This is a genomic window from Nostoc sp. 106C, assembly GCF_002154725.1.
GTDB lineage: Bacteria > Cyanobacteriota > Cyanobacteriia > Cyanobacteriales > Nostocaceae > Aulosira.
Genome location: NZ_MTAW01000240.1, coordinates 40934 through 66010 on the forward strand (window position 1 = coordinate 40934; position 25077 = coordinate 66010).

General features: G+C 42.3%; 18 protein-coding genes. 14 read left to right on the forward strand and 4 right to left on the reverse strand.

Annotated elements, in window-relative coordinates; all coding sequences use genetic code 11:
- Positions 1-13: 13 nt before the first annotated feature.
- The 9 genes from BV375_RS35520 to BV375_RS35560 all read left to right on the forward strand — a co-directional run bounded on the left by BV375_RS35520 (position 14) and on the right by BV375_RS35560 (position 12824).
- Positions 14-2290 carry a bifunctional (p)ppGpp synthetase/guanosine-3',5'-bis(diphosphate) 3'-pyrophosphohydrolase gene (locus tag BV375_RS35520; protein ID WP_086769366.1) on the forward strand — a complete coding sequence of 759 codons (2277 nt, stop codon included), beginning with the start codon at positions 14-16 and terminating at the stop codon, positions 2288-2290.
- A 209-nt stretch (positions 2291-2499) separates the two neighbouring features.
- Positions 2500-4599 (forward strand): hydantoinase/oxoprolinase family protein, encoded by a 2100-nt coding sequence (locus BV375_RS35525; RefSeq protein ID WP_086769369.1) that lies wholly within the window; start codon positions 2500-2502, stop codon positions 4597-4599.
- A gap of 173 nt (positions 4600-4772) precedes the next feature.
- Positions 4773-5099, forward strand: a complete 327-nt coding sequence (locus BV375_RS35530) for a hypothetical protein (RefSeq protein WP_086769371.1) — start codon at positions 4773-4775, stop codon at positions 5097-5099.
- Positions 5100-5243: 144 nt separating this feature from the next.
- Positions 5244-5537: a hypothetical protein gene (locus tag BV375_RS35535; protein ID WP_208099243.1), complete on the forward strand. Its 294-nt coding sequence runs from the start codon at positions 5244-5246 to the stop codon at positions 5535-5537.
- A gap of 203 nt (positions 5538-5740) precedes the next feature.
- Positions 5741-6577 (forward strand): RNA methyltransferase, encoded by an 837-nt coding sequence (locus tag BV375_RS35540; RefSeq protein ID WP_086769373.1) that lies wholly within the window; start codon positions 5741-5743, stop codon positions 6575-6577.
- A 79-nt stretch (positions 6578-6656) separates the two neighbouring features.
- Positions 6657-8204: a hydantoinase B/oxoprolinase family protein gene (locus BV375_RS35545; RefSeq protein WP_086769375.1), complete on the forward strand. Its 1548-nt coding sequence runs from the start codon at positions 6657-6659 to the stop codon at positions 8202-8204.
- 140 nt (positions 8205-8344) lie between these two features.
- Positions 8345-10750: a dynamin family protein gene (locus tag BV375_RS35550; RefSeq protein WP_086769377.1), complete on the forward strand. Its 2406-nt coding sequence runs from the start codon at positions 8345-8347 to the stop codon at positions 10748-10750.
- Positions 10747-11820, forward strand: coding sequence for a diguanylate cyclase regulator RdcB family protein (locus BV375_RS38535; protein ID WP_086769379.1), 1074 nt, complete (start codon positions 10747-10749; stop codon positions 11818-11820). The genes BV375_RS35550 and BV375_RS38535 overlap by 4 nt, the downstream gene beginning before the upstream one ends.
- On the forward strand, positions 11817-12824 hold the full coding sequence (locus BV375_RS35560; RefSeq protein WP_086769381.1) for a patatin-like phospholipase family protein: 1008 nt from the start codon (positions 11817-11819) through the stop codon (positions 12822-12824). The genes BV375_RS38535 and BV375_RS35560 overlap by 4 nt, the downstream gene beginning before the upstream one ends.
- Before the next feature lie 88 nt (positions 12825-12912).
- Here BV375_RS35560 and BV375_RS35565 read toward each other — a convergent pair whose 3' ends face one another.
- The 3 genes from BV375_RS35565 to BV375_RS35575 are packed head-to-tail and all read right to left on the reverse strand — an operon-like array spanning position 12913 to position 16103.
- Complete coding sequence (locus tag BV375_RS35565) at positions 12913-13170, reverse strand: UBP-type zinc finger domain-containing protein (RefSeq protein ID WP_086769382.1); 258 nt, start codon at positions 13168-13170, stop codon at positions 12913-12915.
- A gap of 23 nt (positions 13171-13193) precedes the next feature.
- Positions 13194-14396, reverse strand: a complete 1203-nt coding sequence (locus BV375_RS35570; RefSeq protein WP_086769384.1) for a low temperature requirement protein A — start codon at positions 14394-14396, stop codon at positions 13194-13196.
- Between the two features lie 42 nt (positions 14397-14438).
- Positions 14439-16103 carry a response regulator gene (locus tag BV375_RS35575; RefSeq protein WP_086769386.1) on the reverse strand — a complete coding sequence of 555 codons (1665 nt, stop codon included), beginning with the start codon at positions 16101-16103 and terminating at the stop codon, positions 14439-14441.
- A 151-nt stretch (positions 16104-16254) separates the two neighbouring features.
- On the opposite strand from BV375_RS35575, the gene BV375_RS35580 reads away from it, so the two are divergent.
- From BV375_RS35580 to BV375_RS35595, 4 genes are all read left to right on the forward strand, one after another.
- A complete protein-coding gene (locus BV375_RS35580; protein ID WP_086769388.1) occupies positions 16255-17658 on the forward strand; it encodes an ATP-binding protein in 1404 nt (467 codons plus the stop codon).
- A gap of 101 nt (positions 17659-17759) precedes the next feature.
- Positions 17760-18485, forward strand: a complete 726-nt coding sequence (locus BV375_RS35585; RefSeq protein ID WP_086769400.1) for a class I SAM-dependent methyltransferase — start codon at positions 17760-17762, stop codon at positions 18483-18485.
- 392 nt (positions 18486-18877) lie between these two features.
- On the forward strand, positions 18878-19960 hold the full coding sequence (locus tag BV375_RS35590) for a M4 family metallopeptidase (protein ID WP_086769390.1): 1083 nt from the start codon (positions 18878-18880) through the stop codon (positions 19958-19960).
- Between the two features lie 164 nt (positions 19961-20124).
- On the forward strand, positions 20125-20427 hold the full coding sequence (locus BV375_RS35595; protein ID WP_086769392.1) for a protealysin inhibitor emfourin: 303 nt from the start codon (positions 20125-20127) through the stop codon (positions 20425-20427).
- A gap of 40 nt (positions 20428-20467) precedes the next feature.
- Here BV375_RS35595 and BV375_RS35600 read toward each other — a convergent pair whose 3' ends face one another.
- Positions 20468-21427: a cobalamin-binding protein gene (locus BV375_RS35600; RefSeq protein ID WP_086769394.1), complete on the reverse strand. Its 960-nt coding sequence runs from the start codon at positions 21425-21427 to the stop codon at positions 20468-20470.
- Positions 21428-21756: 329 nt separating this feature from the next.
- Here BV375_RS35600 and BV375_RS35605 point away from each other — a divergent pair, with 329 nt between their 5' ends.
- Entirely contained in the window at positions 21757-24411 is a 2655-nt protein-coding gene (locus BV375_RS35605) for a PAS domain S-box protein (RefSeq protein ID WP_086769396.1), read from the forward strand.
- The last annotated feature ends 666 nt before the right edge of the window (positions 24412-25077 follow it).

Below are 25077 nucleotides of genomic sequence, written 5' to 3' on the forward strand. Positions count from 1 at the left end.
TAGTCCCCTTTGTATGAGCACTATAGTTCTCAATTCCTCAGTTGATGTTCCTCTTCCGGAGTGGCTCAAGAAATGCTTCATCCAGTCATCAGGAAGTAGTGGCGATGATGCGGAAAATCTCCGAAGGTATAATGATGCAACTTTAATATGTCGGGCATTTGAATTTGCTTATAAACTGCATCAGGGACAATACCGCAAATCTGGCGAACCCTACATTTGTCATCCCGTGGCTGTAGCTGGATTACTGCGTGACTTAGGAGGTAGTCCTGCTATGATAGCAGCTGGATTTCTCCATGATGTAGTCGAAGATACAGATATCACAATTGAACAAATAGAAGAGCTTTTTGGCGCAGAAGTAAGGCAATTAGTCGAAGGTGTCACGAAACTTTCTAAAATAAATTTCAAAAGCAAAAAAGAAAGTCAAGCAGAAAACTTTCGGCGGATGTTTTTGGCAATGGCACAAGATATCCGAGTCATCGTGGTGAAGTTGGCAGACCGTCTGCATAATATGCGAACTTTACAATTTATGCCAGATGAAAAACGCCGTCGCATTGCTCAAGAAACACGAGATATCTTTGCTCCCTTAGCTAATCGTTTGGGGATCTGGCATTTGAAATGGGAATTAGAAGATTTATCGTTTAAATATTTAGAACCGGATGCTTTTCGTCAAATTCAAGAGCATGTTTCCGAAAAACGAACATCACGGGAAGAGAAATTAGCAAAGGCTACGGCAATTTTGCGCGATCGCTTGCAACAAACTGGAATTAAATGCCTCGATATCAGCGGCCGTCCGAAGCACCTTTATAGTATTTACCAAAAGATGCAACGACAGCAAAAAGAATTTCATGAAATTTATGATTTAGCAGCGTTGCGGATTATTGTTGAGACCAATGAGGAATGCTACCGTGCTTTAGCGGTGGTTCATGATGCCTTTCGCCCAATTCCTGGTAGATTTAAAGATTATATTGGACTACCAAAACCGAACCGTTACCAGTCTTTGCATACTGGCGTAATTGGATTGACTGGTCGTCCTTTAGAAGTGCAAATCCGCACAATGGAAATGCACCATATTGCTGAGTATGGAATTGCAGCTCATTGGAAATATAAGGAAACTGGTAGTTCTAACAACAGCCATTTAACTGCAACAGATGAAAAGTTTACTTGGTTGCGGCAATTGTTGGAATGGCAAAGTGATTTAAAGGATGCTCAAGAGTATCTAGATAGCGTCAAAGATAATTTATTTGAAGATGATGTTTATGTCTTTACCCCCAAGGGTGATGTTGTACCTTTAAGTCCTGGTTCTACTAGTGTAGATTTTGCTTATCGCATTCATACAGAAGTGGGGAACCACTGTGCAGGAACCAAGGTAAATGGGCGGATGGTGCCACTGTCAACACGATTGCACAATGGCGATATTGTGGAAATCATGACCCACAAGAACAGCCACCCTAGTTTAGATTGGTTGAACTTTGTCAGAACTTCCGCAGCCAAATATCGAATTAAACAATGGTACAAGCGATCGCGCCGGGAAGAGAATGTTGCCCGTGGTCGAGAATTATTAGAAAAAGAACTTGGTAAAACAGGTTTTGACAGTCTGCTGAAATCAGATGCAATGCAAAGCGTCGCAGAAAAATGTAACTACCACAGCGTAGAAGATTTACTCGCAGGTTTAGGTTACGGTGAAATTACCCTGAATCTGGTGCTGAACCGTTGGCGAGAGGTAGTGAAAGCACAACAACCTATGGTTGTTGCACCTCCATATCTGCCAAAAGAGTCAACAGCAACAGCAAAAGCTTTGCGAGACGCACCTGCAAATTATTCACGCTCCACTGATTCGCCAATTCTTGGGGTAGAAGGTTTGGTGTATCATCTGGCTGGGTGTTGTACTCCAATTCCTGGCGAACCGATTATTGGTGTAGTCACACGAGGCAAGGGAATTTCAATTCATCGCCAAGGGTGTCATAATGTCGAAAGCGTGGAATATGAACGCCTAGTACCAGTAGCCTGGAACGCCGCAGCAGAAAATAGCTCTCGTCCTCATTCTTACCCAGTGAATATTCAGATTGAAGCACTTGATCGTGTGGGCGTTTTAAAAGATATTTTGTCTCGTTTAAGCGACCAAGGAATCAATGTCCGCTATGCTCAGGTAAAAACTGCAATCGGACAACCAGCTTTAATGGACTTGGGTATAGATATACGCGATCGCCCACAACTGGAACAAGTATTTACCCAAATTAAAAAAATGAGCGACATTCTCAATATACGTCGCGTTGGTCAGATTGACGAGTAGTAGGGGCGCTGATGCCCCTACATTATTCAGTGGGTGCGTTAACGTCGAGTAACGCACCAATTAAAGTGGCAATAGACTGTTTAACTGAAGTTAAAAAACTTATAGAAGGGTGTATTATGCCAAAGGCTAACGCACCTTAAATTGTAAGAAGTAGAAATCCTTTCAATTCCATTGTTATCCTACTTCTAGACCATTAAAGAAACATATCAATGTTAAAATTTTTTGCTGACCGGGGTGGTACATTCACAGATATTGTCGCTGTTACTAATAATCAAGGAATTATAGAAAGAATTTCAAAGCATCCCGAACGTTTTTTAATTGTGCCTCTGCCTAATCAGGAATGGATTATAGTTTATAAATTACTTTCAGAAAATCCCGAACAATATCAAGATGCAGCAATCCAAGGAATTCGGGATATTCTCGGTCTTGGTAGCAATGAACTTATTGCTACTGAAGTAATAGAAGTCGTGAAAATGGGGACAACAGTAGCTACAAATGCACTGTTAGAAAGAAAAGGGGATAGAGTAGCACTTTTGATCACCAAAGGGTTTAAAGATGCATTGCGAATTGGCTACCAAAACCGTCCTGATATCTTTGCGCGTCAGATCATTTTACCGACAATGCTTTATGAACAGGTAATTGAGATAGACGAACGCTATGATGCTGACGGTAAAGAATTAATGCCTGTAAACATTGAACAAGTCAAACAAGACTTGCAAGCAGTTTATAACACAGGAATTCGTAGTTGTGCCATTGTTTTTATGCACAGCGATCGCTATCATCACCACGAACAACAAGTTGATCAACTTGCTCAAGAAATTGGATTTACGCAAATATCTGTATCCCACCAAGTTAGCCCATTAATGAAATTAGTGAGCCGTGGCGATACAACAGTTGTTGATGCTTATTTAACTCCAATTTTGCGGCGCTATGTCAACCAAGTAGCTAGTCAATTACCTGGGGTCAGATTGATGTTTATGAAATCTGACGGCGGTTTAGTTGCAGCCGAACAATTTCAAGGCAAAGATAGCATTTTAAGCGGCCCGGCTGGGGGGATTGTTGGTGCAGTTCAAACTAGTAAAAGAGCAGGTTTTGAGTTAGTAATTACCTTTGATATGGGCGGAACGAGTACAGATGTTGCCCATTTTAAAGGTGAGTATGAAAGACAATTAGAATCAGAAATTGCTGGTGCTAGAATGCGAGTCCCCGTATTAGCAATCAATACTATTGCGGCTGGTGGCGGTTCCATTTTATTTTTTGATAGTTCTAGTTATCGCGTCGGGCCAGAATCCGCTGGTTCAAATCCTGGCCCTGCTTGTTATCGACGTGGCGGACCATTAGCGGTGACTGATGCTAATGTCATGTTAGGTAAAATTCACCCGCAATATTTCCCTTCTGTCTTTGGTATTGATGGCAATTTACTTTTAGATAAAGATATTGTCGTTCAGAAATTTACACAATTATCCCAAGATATTGCAACAGTCACAGGAAACACTCGAACCCCCGAACAAGTAGCCGCTGGATTTATTGCGATCGCTGTTGAAAATATGGCAAATGCCATTAAAAAAATCAGTCTACAACGGGGTTATGATGTCACTCAATATGTCCTTTGTTGTTTTGGCGGTGCTGGCGGACAAGTTGCTTGTTTAATTGCCAATACTTTAGGGATGAAAAAGATATTTCTTCACCCTTATGCTGGAGTTCTCTCTGCTTATGGAATGGGATTAGCTGATGTCAGAGCACTTAGAGAAAAAGGAGTAGAACAGCCTTTAACTTCAGCATTAATTCCGCAATTGCAACAGGTAATGGAGAGTTTAGTAACTCAAGCGAGAACTGAACTCAGCCACTATGAAGATAGTAGTGAACAACAAGTAATCCGAAAATTAAATCTAAAATATGAGGGTACTAACTCAATATTGACCGTTGATTTCACATCGAATGTAACAGTCATGCGAGAAAATTTTGAGACTGAACATAAATATCGCTACGGTTTTATTCAATTAGAAAAAAGCTTAATTGTTGAATCTGCATCAGTGGAAGTAATCCAAAAAATGGATACTCCTGAAGAATCCTTAATTACTCGTACCCGTCCGTTAGATGAACTTCCTAAATCTGTTGAAATAGTCAGAATGTTTGCTGCCGAGCAATGGCATGATACACCAGTATATCGACGGGAAGATTTACAGCCAGAAGATACTATTAGCGGTCCTGCGATTATTGTTGAAAAAATCAGCACAATTGTAGTTGAACCTGACTGGAAAGCAAGATTAACTGAACGGAATCATTTAATTTTGCAGTTTAAAAATTGATTAATTTATGAAGTTTTAGCAAAAATTTTAGCGTATAACTTTTAAAGTAGGGTGTGTTGTCGCGCAGCGCAACGCACCATCAATAATCAAGGTGCTTTAGCCTAAGGCATAACACACGCTACAAAGCAAGATAATTAACAATATCCATCAGTTTTTTGTAATCAACTTCAATAATGCCACCTTACATTTACCCAGTTATTGAAACCGCAGAAATAGAAAATACATTCTTAGAATTAGCAGAACAATGGCGACGTGAAACAGGAATGCTCTCTGTTATTGCCAAAATATCAATGCATCCCGCTTATCAAAGAATCATCGGCATGGGACAACCTGTTGTACCTTTAATTCTACGGGAACTTGAGCGTGAGCCAGATCATTGGTTTGTGGCTCTAAGTGCAATTACAGGAGCGAATCCAGTTCAACCAGAACAGCGCGGTAGACTTCAGCAAATGGCTGAAGCTTGGATTGAATGGGGAAGAGCTAATGGCTACAGATGGTAGGTTGGAAAGCTATAAAGAAACAAGTTTCCCAACTTACCGCACACTGAATATTTCGTAACTAGCAAGCAAAGTACATCATATAATTGTTTTGCTTGGGCTGCGGGAGAGGATGATCGTTGGTGGAGTCCAATAGATCCAGATAATATGTATTACTGGGTAAAAGGCGTAACAGCAGAGTTAACTATGTCAGCTTTTATCCAAGCATACCAAAGCTTAAGGTTTGAACTTTGCGATAATTCTGAGCTTGAAGTCGGTTTTGAGAAGATAGCAATCTACGCTACAGAGGATGGCGAACCCACTCACGCTGCTAGACAATTACCAAATGGAAAATGGACAAGTAAACTTGGGCGGTGGGAAGATATAGAGCATGAACTTGAAGGTTTGGTAGGTGAAATGTATGGTTCTGTACAGCAAATTTTAAAACGTCCAATCTCTTAAAATGTTAAATCAAGCGACAGGAAGATTTACAAAAACCAGGACGGGATCGAATAAGAACAGCCAATTTTGTATCTATCGATGTAAGGCGATCGCGTGCTAATATCTATGGCAACGGATTTGATGTCTGCGGCATGGTTTCCCGCAATCTCTCATGCTAATTCAAGTTATTCATGTAGCAGGCCAAGAGCTTCTGCTAAAGGAGGATGGCTGGTGTTAAAAGTTCCAGCCATGAACGGTTAGACGTTGAGGCTACCCTAACCGAGGTTGAAAAGCTCCAATTTGACCGCGCACATCGCAACGCCTCAGGATTGTTTTACATCGAGGGTGTGCGTAACTTTGTAAAAGCAATTGACAACGGTTTCGATATTTCCGCGATCGTGTTTAGTGAAAAACTGCTCACAGCACCTCTAGCAAGAAAGCTAGTTCGCAGATCTCGTCGTGCTGGAGTTCCTTGTATCAGCGTTACACCAGAACAATTTCGCCGTGTATCCCAGACTGAACGCGCTTCTGGTATTGGTGCGATCACTCATCAGCGTTGGTTCAATTTGCACGATATCTCACCGCAAAGTGGCTTGTGCTGGGTAGCTCTGCAAACTGTTCGCTCACCAGGAAATCTCGGAACCTTGATTCGCACATCAGACGCGGTGGGGGGTGCTGGGTTCATCTTCATTGGAGGAAGCGTAGATCCTTTTGATCCCGACGTTGTGCGAGCATCTATGGGTTCACTCTTTCACCAGAAGTTTGTTCGCACAAGCTTGTCAGCACTGCGCCATTGGGTACGTCATCACCAATGTTCTACCATTGGTGCGTCACCAGATGGGATAGCTGACTTTCATCAGTTTAATTATCCCCAATCTACTCTTCTTTTCCTCGGCGAGGAACGCCAAGGTTTGACTTCACAACAGCGAGACTTATGTCACCATCTGGTGCGGATTCCGATGGTAGGTGCGGTTGACTCTCTCAATCTTGCTGTAGCAGGAAGCCTGTTGATGTATGAGATTTACAAGTCGAGAACATCATCTATTCCGATACACTCGTGAGTGCGATTAGTTAATCATAATTGTAGGCTGGGTAGAGCAACAGCGAAACCCAGCAAAATTACAATAATAGGAGTCAAAAATGTACACAACATCTAAACCCGACCCAGTTCGCTTAGAAATCTTCAAGAATCTTTATCAATTTATTGCTGAACAAATGGGGATTATTCTGCAAAACACAGCAGCATCGGTGAATATCAAAGAACGTTTAGATTTCTCTTGCGCTATCTTTGATGCTTCTGGATTATTAGTAGCTAATGCCCCTCATATTCCTGTACATTTAGGCTCAATGAGTGAAAGTGTTCGCAGTCTAATTAATGATAAAAGCGACACTATAAAACAAGGAAATGTATATTTATCTAATAATCCTTATAACGGTGGAACACACCTTCCTGATGTAACTGCAATTACCCCAATTTTTAACGAAGATGGAACCCAAATAATTTTCTATGTTGCTTCTCGCGGTCACCAAGCTGATATTGGCGGTATTACTCCCGGCTCAATGCCTCCCCACAGTAAAACAGTAGAAGAAGAAGGAATTTTATTTGATAATTTTCTCTTAGTTGAACAAGATAATTTTAGGGAAAAAGCAGTACGAGAGCTACTTTTAAATCATCGTTATCCTGCGCGTAATCCTGACCAAAATATTGCTGACTTCAAAGCACAAATTGCTGCGAATGAAAGAGGACTACAAGAACTGGGCAAAATGGTTGAGCAATATGGAATTAATACAGTTCAAGCTTACATAAAATTTGTTCAAGTTAATGCTGAGGAAGCAGTGCGAAGAGCTATTGAAGTTCTCAAGGATGGTTCATTTATTTATGAAATGGATAGCGGTGCGAAAATTCACGTTAAAGTAACCATTAACCGAGAAAATCGCACTGCGATTATTGACTTTACTGGCACATCTGCGCAATTGAACAGTAACTTTAATGCTCCCAAAGCTGTCACGCAAGCAGCAGTTTTATACGTCTTTCGTACTTTAGTTGATGATAGTATTCCCCTGAATGCTGGCTGTCTTAAACCTTTAGAAATTATCATTCCTGAAGGTTGTATGCTTAATCCAACTTATCCGGCAGCAGTAGTAGCGGGTAATGTAGAGACATCCCAAACGATTGTCGATGCTTTATATGGTGCCTTAGGTGCGATCGCAGCTTCTCAAGGAACCATGAATAATTTTACTTTTGGTAATCAGCGTTATCAATATTATGAGACTATCTGCGGCGGTTCGGGAGCAGGAGCTAACTTTGATGGTACTGATGCAGTCCACACTCACATGACTAACTCCCGCTTAACCGACCCAGAGGTTTTAGAAACCCGCTATCCTGTGATGGTAGAAAGCTTTAGTTTGTGTCCTGATAGCGGTGGTAAGGGAAAATATTCTGGCGGTAACGGGGTGATTCGCCGCATCAAGTTTCTCGAACCCATGACAGCTAATATTCTCTCTAATCATCGCCGTGTCCCTCCTTTTGGATTAAATGGTGGAGAAGCAGGACAAGTCGGACGCAACTGGATACAGCGCCAGGATGGAACCCAAGAGAATTTAGACAGTACTGCAACTGTAGAAATGCAACCTGGAGATGTTTTTGCGATAGAAACACCTGGGGGTGGAGGTTTTGGTAAGAGGTGAGTGCGAATTTAAATCGAACCGCAGAGGCGCAGAGGACGCAGAGAGAGGAGCGCTTATACAGTGATTTTACTGTTTGCATTGTCTTTTTTGTTAAGCCAGGATCTACGCAGTGGATTTAGAATGGCGCGGAGCATAAGACGATGGTTGCTGAGGTGCTGAAGCCAAATGTGCAAGAATTGCAACAAGATGTAATCGACCTGCTAGAGCAAATCAGTTTGTTGATGAACCGTGCTAGTACAGCACTCAGTTCTGATAGTGCTGGTAAAAAATATGCAGAATTTGAGCAGCAAGTTAGACAAGAAGTTGAAAAGGTAAAAAATCTTGAGTTAAGAATGGCAATTGTTGCACCGATGAAGGCTGGTAAGTCAACTATCACGAACGCCATCATTGGACAGGAGATTTTGCCAAGTCGTAACGCTGCGATGACGACGCTTCCCACTGAAATTATTTTTGATGCTGAGTTGACTGAACCAGTTTTATATTTGAGTGCAGAAGTTTTAGCAGTTTTTCAAGAAACACTCTTGCTATTGCAGAACCGAATTAATGAAATGGGGATTGAACAAGCACAAGAAAAGCTTGCTCAGTATCCTCATTTGCAACATATGCCAAAATTGATTCAAGAAGTGGGACTAAAGTCAATTCCTGAAAAGTCGGAAGGACGTAAGGATATTATCCTCACTTTAACTAGCTTGAATGATATTGTCAGACTTTGCAGCATTCTAGAACCTCAAGCAGACCCCCTGCAATCTGTGATGGATGCTCCTAAAATCTACACTCCATTTTGGCGTTCATCTCAAGGTAATCAGCAATCAGAAAATTTAGGTAAATTAGTAATTGTAGATACACCAGGGCCAAATGAAGCAGGAGAGAATTTGCGGCTTCGGGGTGTAGTTGAAGAACAGCTGACCAAAAGTTCGATAGTTTTAATAGTTTTAGATTTTACCCAACTAAAAACAGAAGCCGCAGAAAAAGTCAAAAAAGATGTTGATAAAGTTATAAAACTGCGAGGCAAAGATAATTTGTACGTGTTGATTAACAAGGTTGATCAGCGTCAAGATTGTGATATGAGTCCAGAACAGGTGCAGCAGTTTGTTGCTGCTCAATTTGGTATCGGTGAGTCTGGTGATACTGCTAGAGTATTTGAAATATCAGCTAGAAGAGCGTTCAATTCTGCTAACTTTTTAATGGAATTACAGCAGAATCCAGGTATTACAATTGCTGAAATGAAGACAGCAAAAGTACTTGCTCCAGATGTATTTGGTATGGACTGGGAAGATGAATTAGAAGAAACAACAGTAGAAAAATTACAAGGTAAAGCGGAAAAACTGTGGAAAAAGTCAGGCTTTGACCCTTTTCTAAACGGTGCAATTACAGCACTCATAGAAAAAGCTGCACCTCGTTGTATGGAATCTGCAATCAAACTTGCTTCTGGTCGCCTCTTAGAATTGAATAATGATGTTCAACTTCGCAGCAGCGCTATTAATAAAGATGAAGCAAAGCTTAGACAAGAAGTTGGTGCTTTAGAAAAAGACCTGCACTCTATAGAAGAATGTCGAAATCAGTTACAAGAAGTAGATATAATCAAAGCGAGCCTTTACCAAGAACTTAATGAGATACTTGAAAAAATACAGCAAAAAGCTCAAGATAATTTATCGGAATATTTTACAGCAAAAGAAGCTCAAATTACAGCACAAGAATACCAACGTGCAGATATTGTCCAAAAAGGGGGTATGCTAACTCAAAATTTTTTTAAATGGGTTTCTAAACAATTTAGTTATGTTCAAGTAAATACTGAAAATAGTAATATAATTGAATTCACAAGTTTTAAAGAAGCAGAATACTTTGCAGAACAAGCAATAGCTTCTGCAAAAGTTAATGTCATAGAGCCTTTGCTAGAAAGTGTTCGTAAACAAGCTAAAATAAAAATTGAACAGGCACGTCAAAAAATTACAAAGTCTTTGGATACTAAAACTCAACCGATTATTGAACGTGCGCGTCAGCGATTAAACGAAAATTTTAATGTTAATTTATCTTTACCAACACCTAGTTTGGATAATGAGACTGTAGGTACTGTTAAAGTAAGTATCAGTCAGAAAACGAAAATGGTAGACCAAGGTTATGAAACAAAAGAGGTAGAATACCGGGTTTTTTGGCATTGGTGTTGGCTAGTCAAGAAGAAAGAAACAATTCGTGTCAAACGACCAGACAAAAAAGAAGAATACTACATTGTCTCTCTACAAGAAATAGTCAATCAATCTAATAATTTAATTGAAGACACCATTACAAATATAAAACAAGAAATCAACAACTATTTAGACGAAGATTTCAAACAAAGAGTTGATAGCTTCTTTGCGCAACTTGATAGTTATTTGAATAATTACCGTAATACTTTAATACAAGCACAGAAAGACCAGAAAATACAGGCTGAAGCAAAAGAGCAATTAGTTACAGAGCTTAATTCATTGAAAAATGAAGCTAGTAAACAAATCCAAAAAGCACAAGGTTATTGGGAATATACAGTAGAATTAATGAGAATTAAGGGATGAGCAATCTTTTCTATCCTCAAAATTCAGATATTATAAAGGCAGGCAAGTTGCCAAGCCCACAAGACAAAAATTTTAGTGTTGCTAGCCTTTACACTCTCAGTCTTGACGAACTCCAAAGAAGGGTTCCCCTTGTTGGGGATAAAGCCCTAATTGACCTCATCAATGGAATTCACGTCAGCAAAGATATTATCCGCTATCGCAAGAATCGGGGATTTTTTGGACAGCTAATTGACAAACTTGATGGGAAAGATAACAAACGGCAACTACTTCTCGATGGCAACTTAATTGCAGGACAAGAAGCACTTTTTAATTGGGTTTTAGAACTCACTGACTCACTTCGTATAAGTCAAGTTGCTCTAGAAGTTACACAAAACTCATTACTAGAAGCACGTGATGCTATTCGCAACCAAAAACAAAGGTTGCAAAAGCAAGAAGACGCAATAATTCAACTCAGTGAGCAACTTAATCAATTAGCTCAACAAGTTGCCATAAGACTTAATAATCTTGAGGCGCGAGTGCGTCAGCTAGAAGTGCGGGTTGCTGCTAATGAAGATTTAGACCAAATTATTACAGCTTGGGCTGCTGGGCAAACTTATACAAAGTTACCTTGGGCTGTACAAGTTGCTTTATTAGCGCGGGAAGTGTTCAGCAGTTCAGTAATTATGTATGAACTGGAAACAGGTGATAAAGAACGTTTCCGTCAGTTGCTAGTTAATAAAATTCTTGCCATAAGTAAACAGTTACCTAACAGTTTCTTTGGGCTTGCTGATTTGTTAGATCAATCTTGGGCAACAATGGCAAAAGATGACCGAGAATTAACTGCTGGCTTGCTGGAAATTCGCTCAGTTCCATTCATGCGTTTGGCAAATACACCGCACCTATTTGTAATTGGTACAACTTTGGAACTGGCCACACTTCCAGAAGAAGCTAGGCCTATTAAACCAGCTCAAAGTGCGATCGCACTTTGTCGCGCCCAAATAGATAATATTTCCCGCACTACCGACGCACGGGAATTTATCACTGCTGTTGTTGAAGAAACTGCCAATGATTGCATAGCGATGCTGCGATGAAACTTAGTAATCCTACATTTGGGCTTGTACTCACTGGCGGTGGTGCTAAAGGAGCCTATCAAGCTGGTGCGTTGAAATATATTGCTGAATTGGGTCTAGTTCCACAAATCATTGCTGGAACTAGCATTGGTGCTCTCAATGGTGCTGTCTTGTCATCCTCTCATTCCTTTCCACAAGCAGTGCAGCACCTCAATCAACTTTGGGATCAACTTGGTCAATCAGATATTTTACGCCCCAATACAGGCACAGTTAGCCGCACACTAAGTTATGCTGCTCAGACTTTTGTACCAACACTGCGGCTATGGATGCTCGATTTCCTTGTAAAACAAGGGTTATTAAAAGACTCAACTGCTATTTTTGATCCTGCTCCCATTGAGCAGATGTTACGGCAAGCAGTCAACCCAATCGAAATGCGGCGAGGGATTGAGTTATGGGTTACAGTTTTTCCTTCATTAAAAATTCCTGGTTTGGGCTATGACTGGCTGATTGATTTTGTTCGCGCTAGAACTGGAACAGATGCTCACTGGCTATGTGTACAGGACTTTGCAGATGATGAAACAGTCTACAATCTACTGTTAGCCAGTGCAGCCCTTCCTTTAGCATTTCCTAGCCGAGAGATAAATGGTCAGTTCTATATAGATGGGGGTTTAGCAGATAATATCCCTCTAAGGGCTTTGGCAGCACGCGGATGTACTTATGCAATCATCATCCATCTGCAAAATGGAGTTGTGTGGAACCGCCACGATTTTTCACAACAAACGATTATTGAAGTTAGACCAGAACAACTTATCAATAAGTCTAATAAGCCACTCATCGGATCAATTGATAGTCTACTTGACTTCAGTGCTGAAAGGATCGCGGAACTAAAAAGCCGTGGATACGAAGATGCGAAGCGTTGTCTACTTCCGATTATCCAGACATTTACCACTGTTAAAGCCCAGCGTCAGTCTCATAACAGGTTAATTAATTCAACACACCATCTCTTAAATGATCTTCCTTTGTGAATAGGCATATGACAACTAACGCCAAAGAGGTGCGATCGCCAATATACGATTGCGGTGTAGTCGATTGATTGTAATTGCGTTTATTTAGCTAAATAAAAGTGTTGTCGATATAGCACCAACGCCAATCTTCGCCTGGTTCAAACGATCGCACGATTGGATGTCCTGTTGTCTGAAAATGTTTAGTTGCGTGCTTGTTTTTAGAAGAGTCACAGCAGCCAATATGACCGCAGATTAGGCATTCGCGTAAATGTACCCAGCGATCGCCCATTGCTAAACATTCCTCACATCCAGTTGCGCTTGGTGTTACTGTTTGAATTTGATTGACATGGGTACAATGTTTACTCATATCTGCCTCCAGGTAAGATTTTTTTAAAGCTGAGTCTCAATAATCTCCGCATCTTCCGCAACTAACTGTGCTGTTTTGCGAGCGCGAAGAATTCCCAAGCTGACTTTACTGACCAACATTGCCACCAAACAACCTTCTAATACAAGTGGTGGTAGCGAGCCGCCGATTATGGCTAATCCAAGTGAGATGGCAATCATGCTCACGGAAAGCCATTTAACTCGACGGTGACATCCCAAAACCCAAACTACAATAATCGCAAACACATACAGAGCAAGCCCCCCACAAAGTGTCCAGCGAGTTGCAACCGAGAGCGCATGATGATTGGCTTCCGAGATAGTATGCTCGATGCCGACAGCCACCAAGGTTAGTCCCATGAGAATCGGCAGATGTCCATAGTTGTAGATATGAACCGAACGGATATCGCGGATAATTACTGAGTTTTCTAGAAAGTTGAAATAAAGCCACCATAAGCAAGCGGCGATCGCAAACCCACCGACTGCCGCCATAATTGAAGGAAGTCGCCAGTCTATATTCGTTGTTGCCGTTGCTACTGATACAATCGCCTCACCCAGCACAATCAGCGTGAACAGTCCGAACCGTTCCGGTAAATGGGAAGGATGGGAGGGAGTTCCAGCCAGTATCCGCGATCCAACGATCGGGATGGACAACTCAATGGCGATCGCAATCACCCACAAACCGTAACGCAATGGCTCTGGAACAAAGATCGAAATTAACCAGAGACAAGTGCTAGGAATATAGGATGCAAGATAGAGTTTGACGCTGGCACGGGCAACCGGAACATGGCGAGATGCTCTGTAGTAGAGTGCCAGTACGACTGAACGCGCCAATACATAGGCAAGTGTAAAGCCTGCGGAACCCTCTCCAAAGGCATTGTGAACATTGGCTCCTAAAAATAGAATTGTCAGCATCCCAGTGAGCATTAGCAAGCGGTGGATGGAATCATCCGTATCGAAGCGATCGCTGTAAAACGTAAACAGCACCCATGCCCACCAACTCGGAACAAACAGCAAGACAAATTGCAGAAAACCAATAACTGTCAAATGCTCTTCCAAGTAATGACTTAATTCTGCGATCGCAACCACAAACACCAGATCGAAGAACAGTTCAATCCAAGTTGCGTGTTGTTCGCGCTCAAGATTGCGTAGCCCCGGTCCAAGTTGCGGCAGATGGGGCGATTTGTTGTTTGAGGGTTGCAGTTGAGGCATAGGAATTCCAAAAGCTGGGACTGAATGAGCTATTGTTGAGAGTCATACTTTACTCAGGTAGCGGTGTACAAACTGCACACACACGCTGCCTTCTCCGACACCAGAAGCTACCCGCTTCACCGATGCATAGCGCACATCACCTGCTACAAAAATACCAGGCACGCTGGTTTCCAGTAGATAGGGGTCTCGCTCCAAAGTCCATCCTTTTGGGCGGCGTTTGTCTCGGATTAAATCACCACCCGCCAGAATAAAACCGTTTTCATCGCGTTCGACGATGCCATCCAGCCAATCAGTCTGGGGACGCGCACCAATGAAAATAAACAATGACTTTGCAGGTAGAGTTTCAATTGCTCCCGTTTGGTCATCCTTGAGTACGATCGCCTCTAAATTTTGCTCCCCCTTTACTTCCACAACTTTGGTTTGAGTGCGGACGGTAATGTTCTCTGTGGCTGCAATTTGGTCAATCAGGTATTGTGACATACTCTTGCCCAGCGAATCAGCCCGTATTAGCATTGTCACCGAGCGGGCATACTTAGAAAAATGCATCGCCGCTTGTCCAGCAGAGTTTGCGCCGCCAATGATAAACACTTCTTCACCTTGACAGGCGATCGCTTCGGTCATTGCCGCACCATAATATACACCCGCACCACAAAGCCGCTCTTCATCTGGAATATCGAGCTTGCGATATGATACGCCCGTTGCAATCAAAAGTGCATGACAACTGATCTCACTGCCATCTGCCAATGAAATCACCCGATAGGGGTCTTGAATCCGAACTCCTGTTACTGTTTGCGGTGTCAAAATCTCCACACCAAACCGTTTTGCCTGGGTCACTGCCCGACGCGCCAAATCTGCACCACTCAAACCCACAGGAAAGCCCAGATAATTTTCAATGCGAGAACTCGATCCTGCCTGTCCTCCTGGTGCTTCTCGCTCAATCATCACGGTGCTGAGTCCTTCGGATGCCCCATAAACAGCAGCAGCCAGTCCAGCTGGGCCGCCGCCGACAATTGCCAAATCATAAAATGGTCGTTCCGCCTGAGTTCGCAATCCAATCTGTTCAGCAATTTGCAGATTTGTCGGTTGCACGAGCCGAGAACCGTCTGGGAACAGTACTAGGGGTAAGCGTTGCACTCCATCGGGTTCGCTATAAGTCAGCAATTGAGCTGCTTCTTTTTCCAACTCCACATCCAGCCATTGATAGGGAATTTGATTGCGTGCCAGAAAATCTTTTACCTGGTGCGACTGTGGCGACCAGCGGTTTCCCACTACCCGAATGCCTTCAAACGGTGGACGATAATCTGCTAACCAATCATCAATCAAATCATCCAGCACCGGATACAACCGTTCCTCTGGTGGGTCCCAAGGTTTGAGTAAGTAATAGTCGAGTTTAGCGTTATTAATGGCACGAATAGCAGCATCAGTATCTGCGTAAGCAGTGAGCAACACCCGCTTGGCGTCAGGAAACAGCGCGATCGCCTGCTCCAAAAATTCCACCCCACTCATCTGCGGCATCCGTTGATCCACAAGAAATGTAGCAACGGTTTCATTGCGAATCTTCAGTTGGTTTAAAGCATCTAATGCAGTTGCTCCGGAGTCTGCCCGCACGACCCGAAAGCGATCGCCATATTCTTTTCGCAGGTCTCGCGCTACCGCTTGCAGCACATCGGGATCATCATCAACGGTGAGAATGACTGGTTTTGCCACGCGCCTGCTCTCCAAATTTAACAAGCTCCGCTCTCAGGCTAGAGCCAGATGCCAAAAAAGCGATTCTATCTAAAGAGTGAGTTTCAAATGCAACTTAGTCAGCTTTGATAAGGACAAGCATTACTATGCTGTCTGAGCAGACGAGGAAATTATGCTTTGTCTTGAAGAACTGCTGACTCTGGAATTATTCCAAGCCTTGCCACGCAACCGCCTCGACTGGATCTGCGATCGCGCCCAAACGATTGACTTGAAAACTGATGAAGTACTGATACACGAAGGCGATCCGCCGCGTGGCTTTTTCATTCTGTTATGTGGTCGCATGGGATTAACCCGGCGAAGCGATGGACTGGAAATGCCGATTGGACAGCATGAAGCTCCTGGCTTTTTCGGTGAAATTCCAGTTTTGACTGGCGAACCTGCCCCAGTGACTGCGCGGGCGATTACAGACTGTCATTTGTATGAGCTATCAAGTGAGGATTTCCTGACATTGCTGCATGAGTGCCGCACTTTTGAGCAGATGATATTTAAAATTGTGGCAAAGCGATCGCGTGGATTAGAGTCTTTTATCCGCAACCGCGAAAAAATGGCAGCCTTGGGCACCCTAGCAGCCGGACTAGCCCACGAACTCAACAACCCTGCAGCCGCTTTGGTTCGGGCTTTACGAGATGTCACCCCAGCATTAATAGAATTGCAACGCATGAATATGGTTGCTGGCCGACACCAAATTGATGAAGTACACACCCAAGAATGGCTGAAAGCACGCGATGAGGGCTATGAAGCAATTATCCACAAGCGAGTCGATCCGATGACATTGAGCGATCGCGAAGAGCAAATGCTGAATTGGTTGGAAGATTATGGCGTGGAGGATGCTTGGAAACTGGCTGAACCGCTAGCTGAAGGCGGTATCAAAATTGCCACCCTCGAAAAATTGACCACCCAATGGCGGGATGACTTAACAGAAATGCGCGACATGGGAGTGCGTTGGTTGGCACTCTCGTTTGAAGTGATGTCAATGATCGCCAGTGGGTTGCGTGGTGCAGAACGCATAGCTGCATTGGTGCAATCGATGAAGTCTTATTCCCATTTAGATCAAGGTGCGCGACAAGTAGTTGATGTGCATGAAGGGCTGGAAGATACCTTGCGATTATTCTCATACAAACTGAAGCATGGCGTGGAAATTCGTCGCTCCTACAATGCAGCAATTCCCAAAATATGGGCGTATGGCAGTGAATTGAATCAGGTATGGACAAATTTAATTGATAACGCCATCGATGCAATGGAAGATAAAGGTGTACTTGAAATTGTCACCATCCACCACAGCGATCGCATCGAAGTCCAAATCATCGATTCGGGATCGGGTATTCCACCAGAAATCCAATCGCGAATTTTTGAACCATTTTTTACAACAAAACCCGTTGGTAAAGGGTCAGGGTTGGGCTTAGAAGTGGTGCGACGAATTGTCGAAATTCGCCATCAAGGAACAATAACTCTGGCATCCAAACCGGGAAAAACTCAGTTTACTGTTTGTTTACCGCTCGTGGAGCATGGGCTTTAGTCTGCTATGAGCCTGCATCACTTTAGGAAAGTGCCACTTATATTTAAAACCTTTTGATGCTCTAAGATTTATAGATGGATGCCAAACCTGATGCTAGTAATATGCAACAGCTATTTCCCGGTGAAGTTTTTGCCAACACTGCTGATTTCGATACAGGGATTCGCCAGCTAATACCGCGATACGACGAGATGCTGGAGGTAATTATCCGTTGTTTGCCTTCTACAAGTCATCGCGTTTTAGAGTTAGGCTGTGGCACAGGTGAATTCAGTCTAAAAATACTCCAGCGCTGCCCAGATGCTCAAGTAATTGCCCTAGATTACTCGCCCCGAATGTTGCAATATGCCCAAGCTAAAATTACCGCAGCTGGATATCAAAATCGCTGGAGTAGTATCGAAGCGGATTTTGGTGAGTGGGCAAATAATCCAGAGAAATGGGCTATAGGTGGGGAATTTGATGCTTGTGTGTCATCTTTGGCAATTCACCATCTCCAAGATGAGATGAAATTCAAGTTATTTCAACAAATTGCTGCCAGCCTCAATTCTAATAGTTGTTTTTGGAATGCTGATCCCACCCTACCGGAATCACCTGTATTAGTGGAAGTATACAAAGCAGCGCGAGAAGAATGGGCAACCGAACAGGGGATAACGCTAACGGAAGTTCGCGCTAAGGTAGGCACAAGTGTTACACAAGGCTACTCAAGTCAAAACCAGTTAGCTTCCTTGGATGCTCATTTACAAATGCTCACACAAGCTGGTTTTGCAACAGTGGCAGTACCTTGGAAATATTACGGTATGGCAGTTTTTGGGGGCTGGCTGTGCGAATTTTAAATAGTGAATTGGCAAAGGCAAAACCCTGAAATCAGTAGATTTTTTCAGATTTCTAGTAACAAATCAGTAATAAATTACACATTTAGCCTTGACAAGACCTATTATATAAAGCCGTTGGGTCTGTAAAGGAGATTTTGTGTCACCAGACAAAGATTTTGGCTGTAATTTGCGGAATCTTAATTTGTCTTGTGTTTCTATGTCATGTCCCAACATAAAAATAGCTAAAGAGGATAATATCTCCTGTTAACAGACCTGTCATAGAACATAGAGTAGAAAGTTTTCTTGATTAGAAAAAATAGGAACACACTACTTGCATTAATTTTTCTGCTCCTTTGAACAGTGGAGTTACACCACTGTTTGCCATCACTTACTTTAAAAAGGAGAATATTTGGATGGCTCGAAATAAGAAGAAATCAACTGGTTTTGACTGTGAACACCCACAGTACTCTAGATGCCCTATCTGTTGTATTATTCCACCACATATACTGCAAAACGTTGCTGTAAATGGTAACCCTGAGCAGCGTAGTTGGGCTTTTCAGACATTAAATGTTTCGGCACAGTTGCGTGGCAGAAGGAATGTAGTGGGATCTGTCTCGTTTGCGCCATCCCCAGGTGTGAAGCGCCGCACTATTTACGATGCGAAAAATTCCGAAAACCTACCCGGTACACTGGTGCGTGGTGAGGGAGATCCACCAAGCACTGATGAAGCTGTGAATGAAGCTTATGATGCGGCTGGTGCTACTTATGACTTATTTCATGAGATATTCGATCGCAATTCTATTGATGACAAAGGGCTGCGTTTAGACTCTACCGTACATTACGGTACTAAATATGACAATGCTTTCTGGAATGGCGATCAGATGGTCTATGGTGATGGTGATGGAGAATTATTTCAACGTTTCACTAAGTCTATTGATGTGATTGCTCATGAGTTAACTCATGGCGTGACTCAGTATGAGGCTGGTCTACAATATTATGGCGAACCAGGAGCACTCAATGAGTCATTTTCTGATGTATTTGGTGCTCTGGTAAAACAAAAAATCAAAAATCAGACAGCACAACAAGCAGACTGGATTATTGGGGAAGGCCTTTTGGCTCCGGCCGTTAAAGGTGTTGGTATCCGCTCTCTGAAAGCACCAGGAACAGCATACGATGACCCAGTAATGGGTCAAGATCCCCAACCAGCGTATATGAAAGACAAATATACTGGTATGGAAGATAACGCTGGGGTGCATATAAACTCAGGCATTCCCAACTATGCTTTTTATCTAGTTGCAACGGAGATTGGCGGCTATGCTTGGGAAAAAGCTGGCAAAATCTGGTATGTAACTTTACGCGATCGCCTACGTGCTAATGCTAATTTTAAAACTGCTGCCAACGCAACTATCAAAGTAGCTGGCGAACTCTACGGTAACGATAGTCAAGAACAGAAAGCTGTACAAAACGCTTGGCAAAAGGTGGGTGTGCTTCCTTAGTGAATGGTGAATGATGAATAATGAATCAGTAAAATTTTCATAATTTATCATTCATCATTCAGAATTTATACTGGGTTGTCCTTTGTTGTTACACTGGGAGATGATAGTTAAAATCTTCCAGTCTTTTTGTTTCTCCCCCTAGATAGGACAACGGAGAGTAAAAAATGCGGATTTCCTTTGAACGCACAGGTGGCTTTGCTGGAATTAGTAAGAAAACAACTGTGGACACAGCTACTCTCCCACCAAACGAAGCCAACGAACTACCGCGACTAGTGGAAGCGGCTGGTTTGTTTAACTTACCTGAAAAAATTACTTCCCCTAATCCCCAGGTCGATCGGTTTCAGTATAAGTTGACAGTAGAAGACCAGGGTAAGCATCATACCGTGACAGTGAGTGAGGCCGCATTACCAGGAACCTTGAGACCCCTGATTGAATGGCTCAATCAAGTAGCACGGAACTCTTCTTGAAACATTTATTTCTTTTGACTTTTGACTTCCGTGCAGCGGACTAGCCTATCGGCATAGGAATTACGCCTTCAGGCAATAAGGGTTCCCACGCTGTTCCTTTATAGCCATAATCAAAAATTTCGGGATGCAACATTTCTGCCAAAATCTCTAAGGAATCTACTAGTCGTGGGCCTGGACGGTTGAAGTAGGAATTCCCATCAGTAATGTAGACTCTGCCCGTTTGGACTGCGTGGAGTTGTTGCCATTCTGAACGTTGAGTTAACAGATGTACTTCTTGGCGAGTACGATGTAAATCCCAACCGCAAAGCATAAAGACAATCACATCTGGATTGCTGGCTATGACTGTTTCCCACGGCAAAGTAGCAGATGGTTTACCTGGAGAACTAAAGAGGGTTTGTCCACCTACTAAGTTGACTAACTCCGGAATCCAGTTGCCGACTACCATCAAAGGATCTGTCCATTCGATGCAGGCGACAGTGGGAAGTTCTGTTAAAGAAAGTCCTTGGATTTTTTGCTGACAAATCTTGACGCGAGCTTCTAAGTTTTCTAGTACTTTAACTGAGTCTACTTCAAAGGTGTTACCAATTTGCTCGATATCGTGCCAAACATCTTGAAGCAAATTTGGCTGCAAAGAAATAATCTGGGGTGAGGTGTGGATCAGATTGGCAACTGCTTGTTCTACTTCTTGTAGGCTAACAGCACAAACATCACACTGGTCTTGAGTCACAATATGGGTGGGCTGCAATTGCTCTAGAATCTCAGTGTTGATTTCATAGATACTAAGAGCAGATTGCAATAAATTATTAACCTCATTGTGAATTTCGCTACTAGAAGCATTGCTATCTAAGCGTGCTGCGGTACAAATCGGGCGATTTTGAATTTCCGGTGGGTAGTCGCATTCGTGCGATCGCCCAACAATTGCGTCAGCTAAACCCAGTGCCGCTAAAATCTCCGTTCCACTAGGAATCAGAGAGACAATTCTTACACTGCTATCTTTCATTGCTCCACCTCTGCAACAGCTGCTCTAAGTTTAATTGTCGCAAAAGTTATGAGGTAGCGTATCTCTATCTAAAGAAATACACAGGCGTTTTTTTAGTCAATATTTAGCAATAATTTCCCAATAATTTAGATTTTTTGTAGCAATTCGGAAAAACTTAAAGCGCAAGGGCAAGAAAATTTAATAGAATAATCTTTCATAACATCAATGTTTTGTGCTTGTCCGCCAGCCATGCAATTTTAAATGTTCGATTGCTTGAAACTGATCAATTTATTAGTAATCAGTTTTGCTACTGATATTTATCAGTCTGCATATAATACTAATTTACGCTGATGGGCGAATATTCTGTTTTTGAAGGTGCATCTTCAGCAGCTTTTTCCGTCGCCCAATACTATGAAGCTGCTCCACTGGTAACAAGCATGACTTGCGAACGAATCAACATTCTGCTGTTTTATGAAAATCATACAGAAGTTGGCGCGACAAAAGCATCTGACAACGTCAGGGGCAATGCTAGCTTAGTGTCTTCCATTCTCTCGGATTTAGGAATGAAAAACCCTGTATCCCTACCTCGGTTTCAGCTGATTCAGGCTCAGGAATTTTTGGAGGGTGTATATGCTTTACAAACTCAATCAATCGATGTAGCGATCTTGAATTTATCCCTGAAGGATGCTAGAGATTTAAAAATCATTTCTGATGTGCGATCGCTAGCTCCCAATGTGCCAATTATCGCGATCGGTGATGTGGATGATGAGGTTCGCAGCTTGCAAGCTCTGAGTTTAGGCGCACAGGACTATTTAATCACTAGTGAGATTACCCCTCAACTTTTGCGTCGGCGGCTGCTGTATGCGATCGAGCAGCAACGGCGTCAAATTAAGGAACAAGCAAACACTGCTGAGATCCACAAAGAAAGTCAACAGGGACGATTGTCGTCTTTATCTAACTTGTCTAAGTGTCAATCCCAATGGCGTTTTCTGTCTGAGGCAACTTTTGAAGGAATAATTATACACGATCGGGGAATGATTTTAGATGCTAATCATATCCTGGCAAAAATGACAGGATATGAAGTTGCAGAACTAATTGGCAAGAATAGCCTGGAACTCCTAGCACTAGAATCACAAGAGTTGATGATAAAAAATATACTTTCCGGGTCTGAAAAGGCTTGTGAAGTAATTGTAGTTAGGAAGGATGGCTCTACTTTTTTTGTAGAACTCCAAGGCAAAATTATTTCTTACGCGGGTCAAAAAATGCATGTGGTGGCAGCTAGAGATATTACAGAGCGCAAGCAGTCCCAAGAGGCTTTGCAAATCAGAGAACATGCTCGCAGGAAACAAAGTCAAACGCTGGTGCAACTAGCAAGAAGTAAAACATTTCAACAAGGTAATCTCAATGCGGCCTTCCAAGAGATTACAGAAGCAGCTGCTCGCACACTTTCAGTGCAGCGAGTTGGTGTGTGGTTATATAACGATGACCACTCAACCTTGGAATGCATCGATTTGTATGATGTGAGGACAAAAGCACATAGCTGCGGCTTATCGCTATTGAAAGCGAATTATCCTGATTATTTCCAAGCCTTGGAAGAAGAACGTAGCATTGCCGCCCATGATGCCATCAACGACACCAGAACTCAAGAATTATCACAGTCTTACCTCTGTGTGTTAGGGATTACCTCATTGTTGAATGCACCAATTTGGCTCGGAGGTCGGTTGGTAGGCGTAGTATCCCATGAACACTTTGGCGATGTGCGCCAATGGACATTGGAAGAAGAGAATTTTGCAGGTTCCATCGCAGATTTTGTCACCCTAGCCATAGAAGCGAGCGAACGTAACGCCGCAGAAGAAGCATTACGCCAGAGTGAGGCGCAATTTCGCGCAATTTTTGAGTGTTCTTCTATCGGTATCGGGTTGATAGACATGAAAGCACAAATAGTCGATGCAAATCCGGCGCTCTGTCAGATGCTAGGTTACAGCCGAGAAGAGCTATGTGGTCAGCGCTTCACAAATTATGTTTCCCCGCAAAAAGGGGATATAGAGATCTTAAGACAACTTATTTCAGGTATTCATTCAGATCCGGAACAGCTTGTTGAAAGACATCGCATTGAGATTGAAAGACTTTTCTTACATAAAGAGGGAGGGTTAGTTTGGACTCGTCTGTCAGTTTCAGTCATACCAGACAGTAATGGTAACCCTGAGTTTTTCTTAACGATTATTGAGGATATTACCGAACGCAAGCAAACCGAATTGAAACTGCGTGCATCTCAAGCAGCAGCAGAAGCTGGTAGTCGTGCTAAAAGCGAATTTTTAGCGACCATGAGTCACGAACTGCGGACACCCCTCAACGCGATTATGGGTTTATCTCAATTGCTGCAACAAGAAATGGTTGGCCCCCTCAATGAAAAGCAAAAGGAATATATAAGTTGTGTATATAGTAGTGGTGAACATTTATTGGCACTGATTAACGATATTCTTGACCTTTCTAAAGTAGAAGCAGGTAAAGAAGAACTTTTGCTTTTACCTTTGCTAGTTACAGATGTATGTAATTCTGTAATCTCTACGGTTTGCGATCAAGCTCTAGATAAAGGATTGCAACTTACAAGCGAAATTGATCCACAAGCTGATATTTGTGTTGCTGATGAGCGACGAATTAAGCAGATGCTACTCAATCTGTTGACTAACGCCATTAAATTCACTCCAGCTGGTCAAGTATCTTTGGAAGTTAAAAAAGTCAGCAACGGCATTACATTTACAGTTGCAGATACTGGTATTGGCATTGATTCCAATCATTTTCAATTTCTATTTGAACCTTTTAAACAGCTTGATAGCCGATTAAATCGTCAGTATGAAGGTACTGGTTTAGGTTTAGCCTTAACACGCAAATTAGCGCGTTTGCATGGCGGCGATGTGACAGTAGAATCAACTTTAGGAGAAGGCAGCCGATTTACTGTGTTTCTCCCCGAACAACCATATTTGTCGGAGGAGGAGCCAATATAATTTGGCTTGCTACTGTGTAAAGTCTATTCATCAAAAGTGAATTTTGAAGTTCTCTTATTTTGTCCGATCAAGTCTTTAATAAAAATCTGTAAGCAAAAGCTCAAACATTACTAAATAATTTCAAATTCAGAAATCTAATTAGGATAAGTATTCTGGTGCTTGATAATATGAATGAATTTTAGCTATATTCAAACTAACTAATATATAGGGCTACTATTTTATTTTTGAAACATACGTAAGGTAGGCAATGCGCACAAAATCCGGGTTGTGGTGGGCATTGCCCATATACAGATACTATAGTAATTTTTCTTGGCATTAAATTCAAATCCCGATTTTGTGATGAATCTGCAAAATATCACCTAACCATTTGAAGCCGCTATTCATCTCCCTGCTAAAATCTTTAAAACTTAGAATTGGCAATCTTTAAGCTGAACTTACCCCTGTGCAAATGTACTAAATAGGCCTCAAAAGCCTGTTTTGAAAGCAATACAGGCTTTTAAATTCTCCTGATTGTACCCATGTAATTTTAGATTTTTTTAATTTTTGAGAGAGGGGTGAAAATGGGATAATTGTAGCCATGTATGTAGAACGAATTCCCAACAGAAACTCTCCTCCAGCCGTGTTGCTTCGCGAGTCATATCGTGAAGGAGATAAAGTGCGTAAACG